General features: G+C 63.3%; 13 protein-coding genes. 7 read left to right on the top strand and 6 right to left on the bottom strand.

Annotated features, from left to right (window positions below; translation table 11 throughout):
• The first annotated feature begins 32 nt into the window (after nt 1-32).
• Nucleotides 33-1,931, top strand: coding sequence for an ABC transporter ATP-binding protein (locus C7T36_RS29695; RefSeq protein ID WP_033236730.1), 1,899 nt, complete (start codon nt 33-35; stop codon nt 1,929-1,931).
• 77 nt (nt 1,932-2,008) lie between these two features.
• On the opposite strand, the gene C7T36_RS29690 is transcribed toward C7T36_RS29695, so the two are convergent.
• On the bottom strand, nt 2,009-3,772 hold the full coding sequence (locus C7T36_RS29690) for a DEAD/DEAH box helicase (protein ID WP_033236729.1): 1,764 nt from the start codon (nt 3,770-3,772) through the stop codon (nt 2,009-2,011).
• Between the two features lie 102 nt (nt 3,773-3,874).
• Here C7T36_RS29690 and C7T36_RS29685 point away from each other — a divergent pair, with 102 nt between their 5' ends.
• The 4 genes from C7T36_RS29685 (at nt 3,875) to C7T36_RS29670 (ending at nt 8,140) form a co-directional block, all read left to right on the top strand.
• Nucleotides 3,875-4,702 (top strand): carbon-nitrogen hydrolase family protein, encoded by an 828-nt coding sequence (locus C7T36_RS29685; RefSeq protein ID WP_045069573.1) that lies wholly within the window; start codon nt 3,875-3,877, stop codon nt 4,700-4,702.
• Between the two features lie 55 nt (nt 4,703-4,757).
• Nucleotides 4,758-5,399, top strand: coding sequence for a phosphoribosyltransferase (locus tag C7T36_RS29680; RefSeq protein WP_045069571.1), 642 nt, complete (start codon nt 4,758-4,760; stop codon nt 5,397-5,399).
• A 116-nt stretch (nt 5,400-5,515) separates the two neighbouring features.
• Entirely contained in the window at nt 5,516-6,214 is a 699-nt protein-coding gene (locus C7T36_RS29675) for a hypothetical protein (RefSeq protein WP_033236748.1), read from the top strand.
• Nucleotides 6,215-6,352: 138 nt separating this feature from the next.
• Nucleotides 6,353-8,140 carry a long-chain fatty acid--CoA ligase gene (locus tag C7T36_RS29670; protein ID WP_045069568.1) on the top strand — a complete coding sequence of 596 codons (1,788 nt, stop codon included), beginning with the start codon at nt 6,353-6,355 and terminating at the stop codon, nt 8,138-8,140.
• 75 nt (nt 8,141-8,215) lie between these two features.
• On the opposite strand, the gene C7T36_RS29665 is transcribed toward C7T36_RS29670, so the two are convergent.
• Both C7T36_RS29665 and C7T36_RS29660 read right to left on the bottom strand, forming a co-directional pair.
• A complete protein-coding gene (locus C7T36_RS29665) occupies nt 8,216-9,586 on the bottom strand; it encodes an FAD-binding oxidoreductase (RefSeq protein WP_045069566.1) in 1,371 nt (456 codons plus the stop codon).
• Nucleotides 9,583-10,284, bottom strand: a complete 702-nt coding sequence (locus C7T36_RS29660; RefSeq protein WP_045069564.1) for a FadR/GntR family transcriptional regulator — start codon at nt 10,282-10,284, stop codon at nt 9,583-9,585. Before C7T36_RS29660 ends, C7T36_RS29665 begins: the two co-directional genes overlap by 4 nt.
• 82 nt (nt 10,285-10,366) lie before the next feature.
• Between C7T36_RS29660 and C7T36_RS29655 the strand changes: the two genes are divergently transcribed.
• Nucleotides 10,367-10,984 (top strand): cysteine hydrolase family protein, encoded by a 618-nt coding sequence (locus C7T36_RS29655; RefSeq protein ID WP_045069562.1) that lies wholly within the window; start codon nt 10,367-10,369, stop codon nt 10,982-10,984.
• Between the two features lies 1 nt (nt 10,985).
• Here the strand turns inward: C7T36_RS29655 and C7T36_RS29650 are convergent, their stop codons facing one another.
• Nucleotides 10,986-11,627: an alpha/beta hydrolase gene (locus tag C7T36_RS29650; protein WP_033236722.1), complete on the bottom strand. Its 642-nt coding sequence runs from the start codon at nt 11,625-11,627 to the stop codon at nt 10,986-10,988.
• Nucleotides 11,628-11,709: 82 nt separating this feature from the next.
• Between C7T36_RS29650 and C7T36_RS29645 the strand changes: the two genes are divergently transcribed.
• A complete protein-coding gene (locus C7T36_RS29645; RefSeq protein ID WP_045069909.1) occupies nt 11,710-15,153 on the top strand; it encodes a bifunctional RecB family nuclease/DEAD/DEAH box helicase in 3,444 nt (1,147 codons plus the stop codon).
• Here the strand turns inward: C7T36_RS29645 and C7T36_RS29640 are convergent.
• Both C7T36_RS29640 and C7T36_RS29635 read right to left on the bottom strand, forming a co-directional pair.
• Entirely contained in the window at nt 15,150-16,325 is a 1,176-nt protein-coding gene (locus tag C7T36_RS29640; RefSeq protein WP_045069561.1) for an amino acid deaminase/aldolase, read from the bottom strand. The two genes, C7T36_RS29645 and C7T36_RS29640, sit on opposite strands and share 4 nt — an antisense overlap.
• Before the next feature lie 67 nt (nt 16,326-16,392).
• Nucleotides 16,393-17,040 (bottom strand): TetR/AcrR family transcriptional regulator, encoded by a 648-nt coding sequence (locus C7T36_RS29635; protein ID WP_033236720.1) that lies wholly within the window; start codon nt 17,038-17,040, stop codon nt 16,393-16,395.
• Nucleotides 17,041-17,094 lie beyond the last annotated feature (54 nt).

Here is a 17,094-nt window from a genome sequence, read left to right as displayed (position 1 = left end):
TCTTCGTGGCCGGCGACCGAAGGGCCTGACACATGAGTATGGAAGTCACCGCGTGGAACGCGATGTACAACGCGATGCACGCGCAAGACGACAAGCGGCCTTTTTCGAAGGCGACGCTGAAAAGAATCGCGACGTTCGCGATTCCGCAGAAACGCAACCTCAGCTGGTACCTCCTTCTGAGCGTGGTGACGGCGGCACTCGCCGTCGCAACACCGGTCCTGGCAGGCCGGGTGGTCAACGCGATAGTCGGCGGCGACGCCGTCAAGGTTGTGGTCATCCTGGCGGTGTTGATTGCGATTGTGGCGATTCTCGAAGCCGCACTCGGACTGCTGACGCGCTGGCTCTCCGCGAGTATCGGCGAAGACCTGATCTTGCTCCTGCGGACCACGGTGTTCGACCACGTCCAGAAAATGCCTATCGCGTTCTTCACCCGCACGCGCACGGGAGCTTTGGTCAGCCGCCTCAACAACGACGTCATCGGCGCCCAACGCGCGTTCAGTGACACCTTGTCCGGAGTGGTCAGCAATCTGGTCACGCTGGTGATCACGCTGATCGTCATGCTCGGCATCTCCTGGCAGATCACCGTCCTCGCACTACTGCTCCTGCCGATCTTCGTGATTCCGGCCAGGCGCATGGGTGCCCGGCTGGCGGCTCTCAATCGTGAAGCCGCCAACCATAATTCGGTGATGAGCACCCAGATGACCGAGCGTTTCTCGGCGCCGGGCGCAACGCTGGTCAAACTGTTCGGACGCCCGACACAAGAGTCGGTCGAGTTCGCGGTGCGTGCCCGACGCGTGCGCAACATCGGCGTGCGGACGGCCATGCTTCAGTCCGTTTTCGTCACGGCCCTGACGCTCGTCTCAGCCTTGGCTCTAGCCCTCGTCTACGGCCTCGGCGGCTACTACGCCTTGCGCGGGCAGTTGGACGCCGGTGCCGTTGTCTCGATGGCGTTGCTGCTGACTCGGCTGTACTCCCCGCTGACGGCTCTCGCGAGCGCCCGAATGGACGTCATGAGCGCCCTCGTCAGTTTCGAGCGAGTCTTCGAAATACTCGATCTCGCGCCGTTGATCACCGAGAAGCCCAACGCTGTCGCTGTACCGGACGGGCCCGTGTCCGTCGAGTTCAAGAACGTGAAGTTCGCATATCCGTCGGCGGACAAAGTGTCCCTCGCATCGCTCGAAGAAGTGGCGATTCTCGACAGCCGCGGCGGCGAGAACGTACTCCATGAACTGTCCTTCCGCACCGAAGCCGGCCAGATGGTTGCGCTCGTCGGAACATCCGGTGCCGGTAAATCCACCATCGCCCAAATGATTCCGCGCCTCTACGACGTGGATTCGGGTTCCGTCGAACTTGCCGGCGTCGACGTCCGCGACCTCAGCGCCGATTCCATTCGCGAAACCGTCGGTATGGTCACCCAGGACGGACACCTGTTCCACGAGAGTCTCCGGTCCAACCTGCTACTCGCACGACCTGGTGCATCCGAGACCGAACTCCGCGAGGTCCTCGAGCGAGCGCGCCTCACCGCTCTGGTCGCGTCACTGCCGGAAGGACTCGACACGGTTGTCGGCGAGCGCGGCTATCGACTATCCGGCGGTGAGCGTCAACGCCTGACCATCGCGCGGTTGTTGCTCGCCCAACCTCGCGTTGTCATCCTCGACGAAGCCACCGCCCATCTGGATTCGACCTCCGAAGCTGCGGTTCAGGAAGCACTCGGTGAAGCTCTTGCCGGCCGGACAGCAGTCGTGATCGCGCACCGCCTGTCCACCATTCGCGCGGCCGATCTCATCCTGGTTGTCGAAGCGGGCCGCATCATCGAGCGCGGAACGCACACCGAACTGCTCGCTCACAGCGGTCGGTACGCCGAGCTGTACCGAACCCAATTCAACACCGGCAGTAAAGATTCCCACGATCTCGAGCCCAGCACCCTCTGATACAGAAACAGGCTACAAAAAACAGGCGCTGCTCCCCTTGAACGGGGAGCAGCGCCTGTTAGTTTTCGAGAAGAAGATCAGCTGTCGTAGCGATCGCGTCCGCCACCACGACTGTCGCGTCCACCACGGTCGTCACGACCACCGCGGCCGCTCGGGCGTCCCTGCGGCGGGCCGAAGTCAGGCTGCAACTGGATCAGGACGCCGGAGATACGCGTCCGTCGCAGAGCCTCGAGGGTCTCGTTGGACAGATCTGCCGGCAACTCCACGATGGAGTGATCCGGACGAATGCTGATGTGTCCGAAGTCGCTGCGACGCAAGCCGCCCTCGTTGGCGATGGCACCGACGATGGCACCCGGCACTACGCGATGACGCTTACCGACCGCGATGCGGTACGCCGCCAACTCCTGGCCCTCGGGTCCACGCGAACGCGGAGCCGGACCGTCGTCGAATCGGCGCGGCGGACGCGGTTCGCGCGGCTCACGCTCACGACGCGGCGGTGCCGGCGGCTCGGGAGCGAGCAGGAAGGCGTCGCCGTCACGCGACTGCACTGCCAAGGCGGCAGCGATGTCGATGAGCGGAACATCGTGTTCCTGGTCGTAGTCCTCGATCATCTTGCGGAACAGCGCCAGGTTCTCCGATGCCAGGCTCTCGGTGATGGAGTCACCGAACTTGGAAACACGCTGCGCGTTCACGTCGTCGACGCTGGGCAACTGCATCTCGGCCAGCGGCTGGCGGGTTGCCTTTTCGATGGACTTGAGCAGATGACGCTCACGCGGAGCGACGAACAGCAGAGCGTCACCCTGGCGTCCGGCGCGACCCGTACGGCCGATGCGGTGGACGTATGACTCGGTGTCGTGCGGGATGTCGTAGTTCACGACATGCGAGATGCGGTCGACGTCCAGACCACGCGCAGCGACGTCGGTGGCCACGAGGATGTCGAGTGCACCGTTCTTGAGCTGACCGATGGTCCGCTCACGCTGCGTCTGCACGATGTCACCGTTGATGGCGGCAGCGGAGTGCCCGCGAGCGCGCAGCTTTTCTGCCAGCTCTTCGGTGGCCTGCTTGGTGCGGACGAAGATGATCATCGCCTCGAAGGCCTCGACCTCGAGGACACGGGTCAACGCGTCGAGCTTGCGCTGGTGCGCGACCTGGATGTAGCGCTGCGTGATGTTCGACGCCGTCGAGGTCTTGGACTTGACCGTGATCTCGACCGGGTTGTTCAGGTACTGCTTCGAGATGCGGCGGATGGAACCGGGCATCGTCGCGGAGAACAGGGCAACCTGCTTCTCGCTGGGGGTGTCGCGGAGGATGCGCTCGACGTCCTCCTGGAAACCCATCTTGAGCATCTCGTCGGCCTCGTCGAGAACGAGGTACTTGAGGTTGGTCAGGTCCAGAGTGCCCTTTTCGAGGTGGTCGATGACACGACCGGGCGTACCGACCACAACGTGCGCGCCGCGCCGCAGGCCGGACAGCTGGACACCGTAGCTCTGGCCGCCGTAGATCGGCAGGACGTTGAGGCCGGGGATGTGCGCGGAGTACTTGCCGAATGCCTCGGCAACCTGCAACGCGAGCTCACGTGTCGGAGCCAGCACCAGTGCCTGCGTCTGCTTGATCGACGTGTCGATCCGCGACAGGACGGGAACCGCGAAGGCCGCGGTCTTACCGGTACCGGTCTGGGCAAGTCCGACGACGTCCTTGCCTTCGAGCAGCGGCGGAATGGTGGCAGCCTGGATCGGCGAGGGCGACTCGTAGCCCACGTCAGACAGTGCCTTCAGTACCCGATCATCGATGTCGAGGTCGGCAAATGTTGGGGGTTCGGGGTCACGCTCAATATCACTCATTTGACCAGCAGTTTAGCCGAAGGAGTATAGACACGAGAACCGACCTGCTGAACTATTCCGGTGCATCCGCGTTCACCGGGCGTTTCGCCTAGCGTAAGAAGCATGACTGAAGACGCCGCCAACAGCCCCTCTCGGACCGTCGTTGCGGTTGCCCAGTTCGCCCCCGACATGAACAAGGAGGCGAACCTGAAGTCACTGCGCACTCTGGCGTCCGATGCCGCTGGTCAGGGTGCAAAAGTGCTGGTCGCTCCCGAGTACTCGATGTTCACGCCGCCGCGCAGCGACGAGCGCCTGATCGAGTCCGCCGAGGACCTCGGCGGAGACTTCGGAACCGGGCTGTCCGCCATTGCCGCGGAGTTCGGGATCTTCGTCGTCGCCGGAATGAACGAACGTCTGCCCAACGTGAGCAGGATCTCCAACACGCTTGTCGCGATGGACCCGCGCGGCGAATTGGTTGCCACGTATCGCAAGCTTCACCTCTACGACGCGTTCGGCTACCTCGAATCGGCAGTGATCGCGCCTGGCGAGATCGAGGACCCACAGACCTTTCAGTGCGACGGCTTCACCTTCGGCCTCCAGACCTGCTACGACCTCCGGTTCCCCGAAGTCACCCGCAGGATCGTCGACGCCGGCGCTGACGTCCTGCTCCTACCGGCGCAGTGGGTACCCGGGCCGTTGAAGGAAGACCACTGGACCACGCTGATCCGGGCGCGCGCGATCGAGAACACCATGTACATCGCCGCAGCGGATCAAAGCGCCCGCGGCGGCGCCGGTGCCAGCATGATCGTCGACCCCATGGGTGTGGTGCTGTGCTCTCTCGGCGAGCAAGTGGGTGTGGCGACCGCGCAGGTCAGCCGCAGCCGAATCGACGAGGTCCGCGAAAAGAATCCCGCCCTCTCACTGCGTCGGTTCACAGTTACCGAACGGTGACGGGAGAACCGAGTAGCGTCGGAAGTATCGAGGTCACACCTCAATCAGGACAGCTATGGCACAGTACCGAGACCGATTTGCCGCAGGCCGGGCCCTTGCTGCGATGTTCGCCCGGTCGCTGGACGCCGCGCGACTCCACGATCCCGTCGTTCTCGGACTGCCGCGCGGCGGCGTTCCTGTCGCGATCGAGGTCGCGTCGGCGCTGGATGCACCGCTCGACATCCTCGTAGTACGCAAACTCGGCTCCCCCCGAAATCCCGAACTGGCTCTCGGTGCCATCGGCGAAGGTGACACCCGCGTACTCAACCACGACGTGATTGCCGCCGAGCGGGTATCACCGCAAGCGCTGGCGCGGGTCGAAGAGTCCGAGCGAGCAGAACTCGAGCGTCGGGCACACCTCCTCCGGGCCGGCCGCCCGGCAGTTCCGCTCAGCGGGCGAACGGCCGTCATCGTCGACGACGGAATGGCGACGGGAGCGAGTGCCGCTGTGGCGTCGGCATGTGCCCGGGCGCAGGGTGCAACGGGAGTGATCGTTGCCGTCCCCGTCGCATCACCGGAATCGATCCGCCTCCTTGCCGATTCGGCCGACCGCGTCATATGTCCCTTCGTTCCGGCGATACTCGGTGGGGTCGGCGCGGCCTTCGACGACTTCCATCAGCTGACCGACTCCGAGGTCGTTGACCTGCTCGAAGGATGAAACTTCTCGACATTTCAGAAAACTTGTGTGATGTGTGCAACATTTTGCGCCTCGGTGCCGATAGCCCGTGTGGAGCAGAAACGACACAGGCATAGCGAAGTTTTCTGGAGGACATCGTGAGCATCTCGACCGATACCGTCGACGTAGTCGCAGCAGCATGCCGCGACCGATTGGGCGACCCCTCTGCATGGGTGGCTTCCGACGCCTACCGCGCGAGTCTGGCCCTGTGCATCATCGAGTCCGTGCAGTCCAGTTGCGGCCACAGCGAAGTTGCCGTCGTCGACCGGTACCTCGCCTACCGGCAAGCTCGTGAATCCTTACCAGTGACCGACGGCGCACGTGAACTCCTCCGAACCTTCGAGGAAGCGGGCAGTTCCGACCAATGGGCCGGCAAGATCGGCTCGTACAAGCGTCGATACACCGCGACCGGCGTTCCGATCGAGGCACGACACATCCAGCAGGTCGCCGAGCGCTTGCATCACCTGCACATCAACTCTGTCGAGGATCTTCTCGCTGCCGCTGATTCCGATCACTCACTCGACGCCGTCCGGCAAGCGTGGACCGAAGCGTGCGGCGACGACGCGGAAGTCACCTGGGCACATCTGCTGATGCTGGCGGGCATTCCCCACACCGATCTCGGCACCGCCGCCGACACGTTCATCAGCACAACACTCGGCACGACGGAACCTCTGACGGACGCGGCCGAGATACTGGCAGCAACCGCGGAGCAACTGGGAGTGGATTCAGACAGATTGGACTACGCAATCAGGCGCTGGCTGTCGATCCACGGGCGGTCGTTGGAGCGCGCGGCATAAGTAACCCGCAACATCGAGTAACACTAATTCCCTGGTCGGGGCCCAACTGGATCTACCGAATAGTAACGACAGTGCAAAATAACGACTAATGTGATGCAATGCACATCGAAGTTATCGGTAGTCACTGGAGGGGTCAAAGTGCGTGAGTTTTCAGTTCCACAGACGTTCACAATTCCGGAGAACGCGTCAATGGCGGATTCCGTGTTCCGGCACGCCAGCGAAGACCCCACATTCGTGCCGTTCCAGCGACTCGTCAACGGCGCGTGGGTCGATGTCACAGCAGCCGAATTCGCCAAGCAGGTCTCAGCCGTAGCGAAGGGGCTGATCGCGTCCGGAGTCGAGCTCGGCGACCGCGTCGCTATCCTCTCGGCAACACGCTACGAGTGGGTTGTCACCGACTACGCGATCTGGACAGCCGGCGGCTGCACCGTCGCCATTTACGAAACCTCTTCCCCCGATCAGGCGCAGTGGATCCTCGAGGATTCGGCTACGTCTCTGCTGATCGTCGAGACTGCCGATCACGCCAAAAACATCAAGGACGTCACCGAAGCCGCCGCGGCGCTTCGTGAGGTCCTCGTCATCGAATCAGGCGCTCTCGAAGACCTGACGAGTCGCGGTGCCGCAATCACCGACGAAGAACTCGAAACCCGTCGTCACCAGGTCACGGCCGCATCGCCGGCAACGTTGATCTACACCTCCGGCACCACTGGCCGCCCCAAGGGCGTCCAGCTGACACACGCCAACTTCTACGCAGAGTCCGCCGCGTGCCGCCTGGCCATGCCGGAATCCATGGTTCCCGGCAAGAAGACCCTGATGTTCCTGCCGCTCGCTCACGTCTTCGCGCGGGCAATCTCCTTCGGCGCCTTCGACTCCAAGGTCACCGTTGGCCACACGTCGGACCTCACGACACTCCTCGAGCAGTTTGCCGTGTTCAAGCCGACCTTCATTCTCTCGGTTCCGCGAGTATTCGAGAAGGTGTTCAACTCGGCACGCCAGAAGGCAGTCGACGGCGGCAAGGGCAGCATCTTCGACAAGGCAGCAGCAACGGCCATCGAGTACAGCGAAGCGCTCGAAAAGGGTGGCCCCGGCATCGCACTCAAGCTCAAGCACGCTGTGTTCGACAAGCTTGTGTACTCGAAGCTGCGCGCGGCCCTCGGCGGCGACTGCGAACGTGCAGTCTCCGGCGGTGCTGCACTCGGAGCCCGCCTGGGTCACTTCTTCCGTGGCGTCGGCATCCCGATCTACGAGGGCTACGGCCTCACCGAGACCAGCGCCGCCATCACGGTCAACACCTCCGCCGCGCAGCGTGTGGGAACCGTGGGCAAGCCGATCAACGGTCATGCCGCTCGCATCGCAGACGACGGTGAACTCCTGGTGCAGGGTCCGGTGGTCTTTGCCGGCTACTGGCACAACGAGAAGGCCACCGCGGAGTCGATCATCGACGGCTGGTTCCACACCGGTGACCTCGGATCGATCGACAACGAAGGCTACGTCTCGATCACCGGGCGCAAGAAAGAAATCATCGTCACGGCAGGCGGAAAGAACGTCGCTCCGGCCGGTCTCGAGGATTCACTCCGCGCCCACGCTCTGATCAGCCAGTGCCTCGTGGTCGGTGACGGCCAACCGTTCATCGGCGCGCTGATCACACTGGACCTGGAAACGCTGCCCGGTTGGGTCGAGCGCAACGGCCTGCCGGCCGGAAGCCCCATCGCCGATCTGATCAAGAATGCCGATCTCATCGCCGAAATCGACTCTGCGGTCGCGGACGCGAACAAGAAGGTCTCGAACCCGGAGCAGATCAAGAAGTACACGATCCTCGAGGTCGACTTCACCCAGGAGGGCGGCGAACTGACCCCGACGCTCAAACTCAAGCGCAACATCATTCACGAAGCACACAAGGGTGCGATCACGGATCTGTACGCCTGATCTCACAGCAAGAATGTGGCCCGGTTCGCCAATGATTCACATCGTTGGCGAACCGGGTCATTTCTGTATGACTGCTCAGATACCGCGACCGAGGTTCAGGATGTTCCTCCGGTCGAAGGCGGCTTTCACCGAGAGCATCAACTCACGTTCGACGGAACCGATCATGTCGGACATGTACGGCGCCTTGAGAACTCCGATGCCGTGCTCACCGCTGATCGTGCCGTCCAGTTCGAGTGCCGCATGCACGATGTCGTCGAACGCCCCACGCGCGCGATCCTGCGCGCCCAGTTCCCCGGCGTCGAACACGATGGTGGGATGGAGATTTCCGTCTGCCGCATGACCGAAGGTTCCGATGGTCACCGAGTGCCGCTCAGCCGCGTCCTGGATACGTTCGAGCATTCGGGGCAACGCCGGTACCGGGACGGCAACGTCGTCGAGTAGCACGGTTCCCATCGCCTCGAGCGCCGGCAACGCCATGCGACGCGCGGCGGTGAACGCGTCACCTTCCTCGGGATCGTCGGTGTGGAACACCTCGGTTGCGCCGACGCGCGTGCAGGCCGCCGCGCAGTCTGCCGCTTCCTGCACGGCAGATCTACCGTCGCACTGAATGAGAAGCATCGCCCCCGCCGATTCGTCGAGCCCCATTCTCGTGAAGCGGTTTACAGCGTCGATGGTCACTGCGTCCATCAACTCCAACTGACACGGTTCGGCAACCGCGGCGACGGCCAGGACCGCCTCGATCGCTTTCTCCGCCGAGTCGAAGAACGCAACAACCGTGGTTGCAGCCGTGGGCGCGGTCCGCAGCCGCATCGTGGCTTCGACGATGACGGCAAGCGTCCCCTCGGAACCAACCAGGAGATGGGTCAGGTCCAGACCTGCCACATTCTTGCGAGTCTTTGCTCCGGTGCGGATCACGCGACCGTCGGCGAGAACTGCGGTGAGCGCCGCGACATGGTCGCCTGTGACCCCGTATTTGGCGCAACAGATACCACCGGCATTGGTGGCCAAGTTACCGCCGATACTCGAGATTGCCCGGCTACCGGGGTCCGGAACATACCAAAGTCCTTGTGCGCGAGCCGCCTCCGCAAGATCGCCGTTGATCACACCAGGCTCCACTGTTGCCGTGCGGGCCGCGGCATCTATGTCGAGAATGCGATTCATACCCGCAACGCTGAGCACAATGCACCCGTCGAGAGCATTGGCAGCACCGGCCAAACCGGTTCCCGCGCCGCGGGTCACGACCGGAATGGAGAGTTCGTGGGCAACCGTCATCGTCGCGGCGACATCATCGACGGACGTTGCCTTGACCAGAGCCGCCGGAACACCGGCGGTGGTCAGCAAGGATTGGTCCCGGGTATAGGCGCCCATCCGATCGGGATCCGTGGTCGCCTTCTCCCCCAGCACTTCCCGCAGTCGGTCTCCCAACATGTCCACCGTTGTCGTCATTTCGAGTGTCCTTCGTAGAAACCTCGCACATGCTTCTCGACAAGCTGTGCCGCATAATCGGATTCACCGGCCGCAATCGCATCGGCGATCGCTTCGTGCTCCGCGAGCAGTACCCCGAGAGTGGCCGCCGAGTCCTCGACCGCCTCGAGTTCACTCATCAGATAGCCGGCGATAGACTCGCGCAGAACCGTCATCACCAGCGCAAAGGCACGGTTCCCACCGGCACCCGCCAAGGCGACGTGAAAGTCGACATCCGCGTCGTGGAACGCGGACGCGTTGTTGTTCTCGGTGGCCCGACGCATCTCCTCGATGGCAACGCGCGCAGCACCAGGAACCTCACGGACACCGCGCAGTGCCGCCGCTTCGAGGAGCACCCGCAATTCGACCAGGTCCGGAAGCGGAACGGCACCCACCTGCACAGCCGTGCTCAACGCCGTGGCTGCAGAATCGGCTGTGTTCTCGTGCGTCACCTTGGGACGCGCTGTCGACACGGTGTCGGCACCGGTCACCAACCCTTGCGCCTGAAGTACGCGCAGCGCCTCGCGGACGGTGGAGCGGCCCACCGAAAAAGCCTGTGCCAGTTCCTGCTCCGTTGGCAAGGACTCGCCGACCGGTAGAGACCCGTCGAGAATCGCGTCTCGGAGCCTGCCAGACACCGCAAGGCTCAGCGGGATACGCGAGAGCGGAGTTATGTCCATGTCGCCGACGCTACCTCTTGCCTGCTTGTCAGACAAACTGTTTAATGAAAGTGGCCCGAAACACACAACCAAAGGTGTCGACATGACCGAAAAGCTCGAGTTGGACCCCGCAACCACCGCAGTCGTGCTCATCGAATACCAGAACGACTTCACCACCGAAGGCGGCGTCCTTCATGACGCTGTCGCTCCCGTGATGGAATCGACCGGACTACTGGCGAACACCACGGCACTGGTCGAGGCCGCTCGCTCCGCCGGTGTCACAGTTATGCACGCGCCGATCACGTTTGCCGAGGGCTACAACGAGATCACCTCGCACCCGTACGGAATCCTCAAGGGCGTCGTGGACGGAAAGGCATTCGTCAAGGGCAGCTGGGGAGCGGCAATCGTCGACGAACTGACTCCACAGGACGGCGACATCCTCGTCGAAGGCATGCGCGGTCTCGATACTTTCGCGAGCACCAACCTCGATTTCATCCTGCGCAGCAAGGGAATCCGCACGATCATCCTCGGCGGATTCCTGACCAACTGCTGTGTCGAGTCCACCATGCGCACCGGCTACGAAAACGGTTACCGCGTCATCACTCTCACCGACTGCGTCGCTGGAACCTCAGCAGCAGAACACGAGAACGCCATCACCTACGACTACCCGATGTTCTCGCACCCGGTGACGTCCAAGGAAGTGCTCGACGCACTCGCCTGATTCAACGACTGTGCGCGAGAAGGAAATCGCGGCTCACGGCAGTGACGCTGGTGTGCACCTTCTCGTGCAACAGGTCGTGGCCCGCATCCTCGAATTCCCGCATCTCCACATTCGGCAGCGCCGACGCCCAGGTGCGCACCGGCTCGATCGGTGCCATCCGGTCGTCGACGCCGTGCACCACCAGAACCGGGATCCCGGAATCGGCCAAGTCCGCCCACCCGCTCTGGGCAACCGCGTTGCGCGGGATTCCACACAGGACAGCCGACACAAAATGATGATCCTGATGCGTCAGCATCGACAGCGCGGTCACGGCGCCGAGGGAATGCCCCATGACCGCCTGCGGGATACCTGGTAGCGCTTCGCGGGCGATATCCGCCAAGGTCGCGGCATCAGCGGCGAGATCGGACAACGGCGCCGCCACGCCCGGTTCCCCTTCGGACAGTCCGTGCCCGGTGTGGTCGATCGCCCAGACCTCGATGCCGGAAGACGTGAGAGCGTCCGCAAATCGGTGGTACTGACCGCTGTGTTGCCCCAGCCCGTGCAGGAACACCAGTGACATCGCCAGCGACTCGTCGCAGGAAGCGGGCCACCGCCGAAAATGGACCTGACCGCGTCGACCGTCAAAAAAGGGCATGGTGGACATTCTGCCTGGCTCACGGGCATTGCGACGTGCCTGACATGTCCAACCCGCCGTTTTGTCGGTCATCGCTGGCACAATCGCCCCTGTGTTCCTCCTCGATGATCAGATCATCTACAGCGCCAGTGACCTCTCGGCGGCCGCTACATGCGAATTCGGCCTACTGCGGCGACTCGACGCGCGAACCGGGCTGATCAAGGCGGAGGGCGTCGACGCCGATCCGATGCTGGAACGAACGTCCGCGCTCGGTCAACACCACGAGCGCGAACAGTTGGAGCGGTTCATCACCGAACACGGCGACGGTGTGGTTGTCATGGAACGGCCCGAACACACCCGCGCCGGGCTTACCGAAGCAGCACTCGCCACCGTCGAAGCCCTACGCTCCGGTGCCCCCGTCATCTACCAGGGAACATTCTTCGACGGCCGGTTCCTGGGGTTCTGTGATTTCCTGGTGCGCGAGGGCGATCGGTACGCGGTGTACGACAGCAAGCTGTCGCGGCACGCGAAGGTATCGGCACTCCTGCAGTTGGCCGCCTATGCGGACGCGCTGGGCCGCAACGCAATCGCCGCCTCCGACCAGGTGCATCTGATGCTCGGCGACGGCAGCACGTCGTCCCACGACATCGGTGACATCGCGCCGGTGTTCTCGGCAAGCCGAGCCAAGCTCGAGCAGGTTCTCGACGAACATCACGCCGAGGGAACACCCGCCGAGTGGCTCGACGGCCGGTACCTGCGCTGCGGACGGTGCGATACGTGCAGCGTGGAAGTCGAGAACCATCGTGACCTGCTCCTGGTGGCTGGTCTCCGGGGCAATCAGCGAATGCAGTTGATTACCGCCGGCATCGGGTCGATCGATCAACTGGCCGTCAGCACCGAACCCGTCGACGGTATCCGCCGCGACACTCTGGACAAGTTGCGCGCGCAGGCTGCATTGCAGTTGCGCCAGGAACAATCCGGCGAGGCCGAGTTCCACATCTACAACGCGTCCGTGCTCGGGGGGCTACCCGTGCCGGACGACGGAGACATCTTCTTCGACTTCGAGGGTGATCCCCTGTGGGCGGAGGACGGTTCCACCGACTGGGGGCTGGAGTACCTGTTCGGCGTCGTCGAAGGTCCGGCGGAGAACTACGTGTTCAAGCCGTTCTGGGCACACGACCGCGCCGGTGAACGCCAAGCGCTCGTCGACTTTCTCGACTACGTGACCGCGCGGCGCGAGGCTCATCCGGGCATGCACGTCTATCACTACGCGGCCTACGAGAAGTCCGCACTTTTGCGACTCGCCGCGCGTCACGGCGTGGGCGAGCAGGTAGTGGACACGCTGCTGCGCGAGAGTGTGCTCGTGGATCTGTATCCGCTCGTTCGCTCGGCCATGCGAATCGGGGCTCGCTCGTACAGCATCAAGAAACTCGAACCGCTGTACATGGGGGAACACGGCCGCGACGGCGACGTCGTCAATGCCGCGGCGTCCGTGGTTGCGTACTCCGACTACTGCGAGCTACGCGAGCGTGGCAAGGACGACGAAGCCAGTGAACTGCTGCAAGGTATCTCCGACTACAACGAGTACGACTGCGAATCGACTCTCCGACTGCGCAATTGGTTGGTCGATCGCGCAGCCGAACACGACATCACCTTGCGTCAGCCAACAGGACAGATCGCCCTGCCCGTCGAAGACCTCACCGAAACCGAAATCGCATTGCGTGAATTCGCCGGGCACAAAGCCGGCCCGACGCGAACCGCCGAGCAACACGCCGCAGCCCTCCTCGCTGCGGCGGTCGGGTACCACAGCCGAGAGAAGAAGCCGCACTGGTGGGCGCACTTCGATCGCTTGTCGGCCCCCATCGAAGATCTTGTCGATGTCCGTGACGTGATGGTGGTCGACGTGCCAGACATTCAAGCAGACTGGCACAAGAACACCGCCAGGCAGAAGCCGCGACGGCATATCCAGTTGACGGGCACCCTGGGCACCGGCACGACGTTGAGCCCCGGCACCGACATGTTCGCGCTGTACGACGTTCCCTCTCCCGACGCCGTTGCCGGCGACAATCCGGCGCAGCGCGGCACCAACGGCGTGAAGATAGTCTCGGTCGAAAAATCCGGCAATCTCGACGTTGTCACCATCGAGGAACTACTCCGAGGTGACGAGTTCTCCGAGACTCCCGTTGCGTTGGCTCCCGGACGCCCTATTCCAACGGTGCCGATGGAAAAGTCCATCGCTGCAGCGGCATCAGAAGCCTGCGACGGATTGCCCGGGTTGCCGCGCCGCGCGGCGGTCGACATTCTGCGTCGACTCACGCCTCGAACCCTGTCCGGCGACGCCCTCCCCCCGGTCAACGAAGGCAACGACTACGCGTCCGCGATCACAGCTGCCGTCCTCGATCTGGACGACTCCTATGTTGCGGTGCAGGGCCCACCCGGCACCGGTAAGACGTACACCGGGGCGCGAGTGGTCAAGGCTCTGGTGGAGCAGCACCAGTGGCGTATCGGTGTTGTTGCGCAATCGCATTCGGTGGTGGAGAACATGCTGGGCGGCATAGTCAAGGCCGGCCTCGATCCGGCGCTGGTCGCGAAGAAGGGCAGCCGGAGCCGAATTGCGGAGTGGACCGACATCACGCCCCAGGAGTTCCCCCGCTTCCTGTCCGAAGCGGAATCCACTGGCTGCGTCATCGGTGGCACCGCGTGGGATTTTGCGAACACCGATCGAGTGCCCCCTGGCAGCCTCGATCTCCTTGTCGTCGACGAAGCCGGACAGTTCGCGCTGGCCAACACCATTGCCGTTGCCGTCTCCGCTCGGAATCTGCTGCTGCTCGGCGATCCGCAACAACTGCCGCAGGTCAGCCAGGGAACTCATCCCGAACCTGTTGACGAATCCGCTCTCGGCTGGCTGGCCGAAGGGCACGGCGCCCTGCCGCCGGAGTTGGGATACTTCCTCGAAAAGACCTGGCGGATGCACCCCGACCTGTGCGCGCCGGTGTCGGCGCTGTCCTACGAGGGCAAGCTGCTGTCCCAGGAATCGGTAAGCGCTGCACGGAAACTCGACGGTCTGGCAGCGGGCGTACACACGGTGTACGTCGACCATTCCGGCAACTCGACGTACTCCCCCGAAGAGTCTGCCGTCATCGTGACGCAGATCCGCGAACTCCTCGGCACGCCATGGACCGATCCCAGCGAGTTCGACGGCACCCGGCCCCTGACCGAGGCGGACATTCTGGTGGTCGCGCCCTACAACGCCCAAGTGGGCACCATCGAGCGCGATCTCACCGAAGCGGGATTCACCGACATCGAGGTGGGTACCGTCGACAAGTTCCAGGGACGTGAAGCGGCAGTCGCCATTGTGTCGATGGCAGCGTCCGCAATCGAGGACGTTCCACGAGGCATGTCATTCCTACTTTCGCGCAACCGCCTCAATGTTGCTGTCTCACGCGGAAAATGGTGCGCCATCATCGTCCGGTCGTATGCACTGACGCAGTACATGCCGACCACGCCGGCGGGGCTGGTGGAACTCGGCGCTTTCATGCGCCTGACAGCCGGCTAGCCGAAGCACTGCCCGTCGCCGCGATACGTCGGTACCGCGGTGGCGGTGCCGTCGGCATCGACCAGATTCACGTGGTCGAAACGCTCACACAATTCGCCGGCCTTTGCGTGGCGGAACCACACTCGGTCACCGATCGCGATGTCGCCGGCAACCCGTCCTGTGACCGGCGTCTGCACCTCGCCTGCGCCTTCGTTGCGGAGCAATTTCAGACCAAGTGGGCGCATCGGTTTCGGAACCCTCGCGGCGCCGGCCGGTCCGGAGGCTATGTACCCGCCGCCGAAGAGGGTGGTGACCTTCGGGGTCGGCTTGCGAACCGCGGAGAGTGCGAAGAACAGGGCGGGGTCCGGCCGGAAGGCGCGGTACCTGTCGAAGAGTGTCGGCACATACAGCCCCGAACCCGCCGTCACCTCGGTGACCACCGGATCGGCAGAACTGACTTCGAGTGATCCGGTACCGCCACTGTTCACGATCTCGAGGGTGCCCACCGCATCCGTGACCGCAGAAACGACAGCACCTCGCCGGTGCGACAGTTCCCGGGCGGAGGCCTTCTTGACCCAGCCGATCGGCGCGCTGGTGTCCGGCAGTCCGGCGATCTGCGCTTCGTAGAACATGACACCGACGACGGAAAATCCACGGGACCGCGCACGCACAGCCAGTGCGGCAACATCATTCGGTTCGCGGAGCGGAGAGCGTCGTACCCCCAGGTGAATCGGCCCGATCCGCAGGGACGCGTCCACGTCGAGGCACACCCGAATCGGCGCAGCGCCTGGCGCAGCTGATCTGATGACATCGAGCTGAGCGTCGTCGTCGATCATCAGCGTGATCGCCGTTATCGCAACCGGATCACCGGCGAGTGCGGCCAACGCTCCACGATCCACGGTGGGATATCCCATCAGGATGTCGCGGGCGCCGAGACCGACCAACCACAATGCCTCCCGCAGCGAGTAGGCCATGATTCCGCGAAAGCCACCCTGCTCGGTGAGCCCACCGCCCAGTGTTTCCTCGAGAACGGCGCGGCACCGGACCGACTTACTCGCAACGCGCACCGGTGTTCCCCCGGCCCGGCGAATCAGATCGGCAGCATTGCTGCGCAGAGTTGTCAGGTCGAGAGCGGCCAGGGGCGGGTCGAAATCAGCAGTAGCGGATGTCAGTCGATCCAGTGTTGTGGTCACGTGTGTCCCATCGTCGCGGCGTCGCGGTCAAGTCAACACCTGAATTGGACGTATGTCCATGACGGGGTCAGTGCTGCGCCTCGATCGCCTTGCCTGCGATGACCTGAACCATTTCGCCGAATTCCGCAATGGTCGCGTCGGAATCACGATCAACCAGCCAGCGCAAGACCAATCCGTCGATCATCGCCAGACTCCATCTCGCCAACGACTGCAAAGACTCTGTCCAGACAGTTCCGGAAATCGTGGCGCATTCTTCGAGAAATGCAATGGCATGCTCGTCCATGATCCGGTACTGATCGCTGGCGACGGCGCCGGCACGCTCGGCCCCGAGGTTGCGGCTACGCAGAGCTTGCGCGGTGATTTCGTACGTCAGCAACTGCCGATCAGGCGTCACCTCGATGAGCGGCCACATCCCAGTCAACCCGATGTGCAGCAGTTCCTTCAGCCCTTGGATCCCGGTCAGATCAGGCGCGTGGCGAACCTGCCCGAAGGCATGCTGGAGCGATTCGCTGAGCTGAACAATCAACGTCTCGCCCATCGCGGCGATGAGCTCCTCTTTGCTCTCGAAACAGTAGTGAACTACGCCGAGCGATACGCCCGCCTCTTCGGCTACAGCACGGACCGTCACTGAACTCACGCCGCGCTGTTCGGCAATGGAAATGGCGGATTCGATCAATTGTGTGCGGCGCTCGTCCGCCGGAAGCCTGTTGAGCATCCCATGATGTTAGAACGGAGATCGGAAAAACTAGGCACAATGCTTGCTTGGACG

It is taken from the genome of Rhodococcus sp. AD45-ID (assembly GCF_003023755.1).
In the GTDB taxonomy this organism is placed as follows: domain Bacteria; phylum Actinomycetota; class Actinomycetes; order Mycobacteriales; family Mycobacteriaceae; genus Rhodococcus_F; species Rhodococcus_F globerula.
The sequence above is the reverse complement of the archived record's forward strand: the minus strand, read 5'-3'. Positions and strand labels throughout refer to the sequence as shown.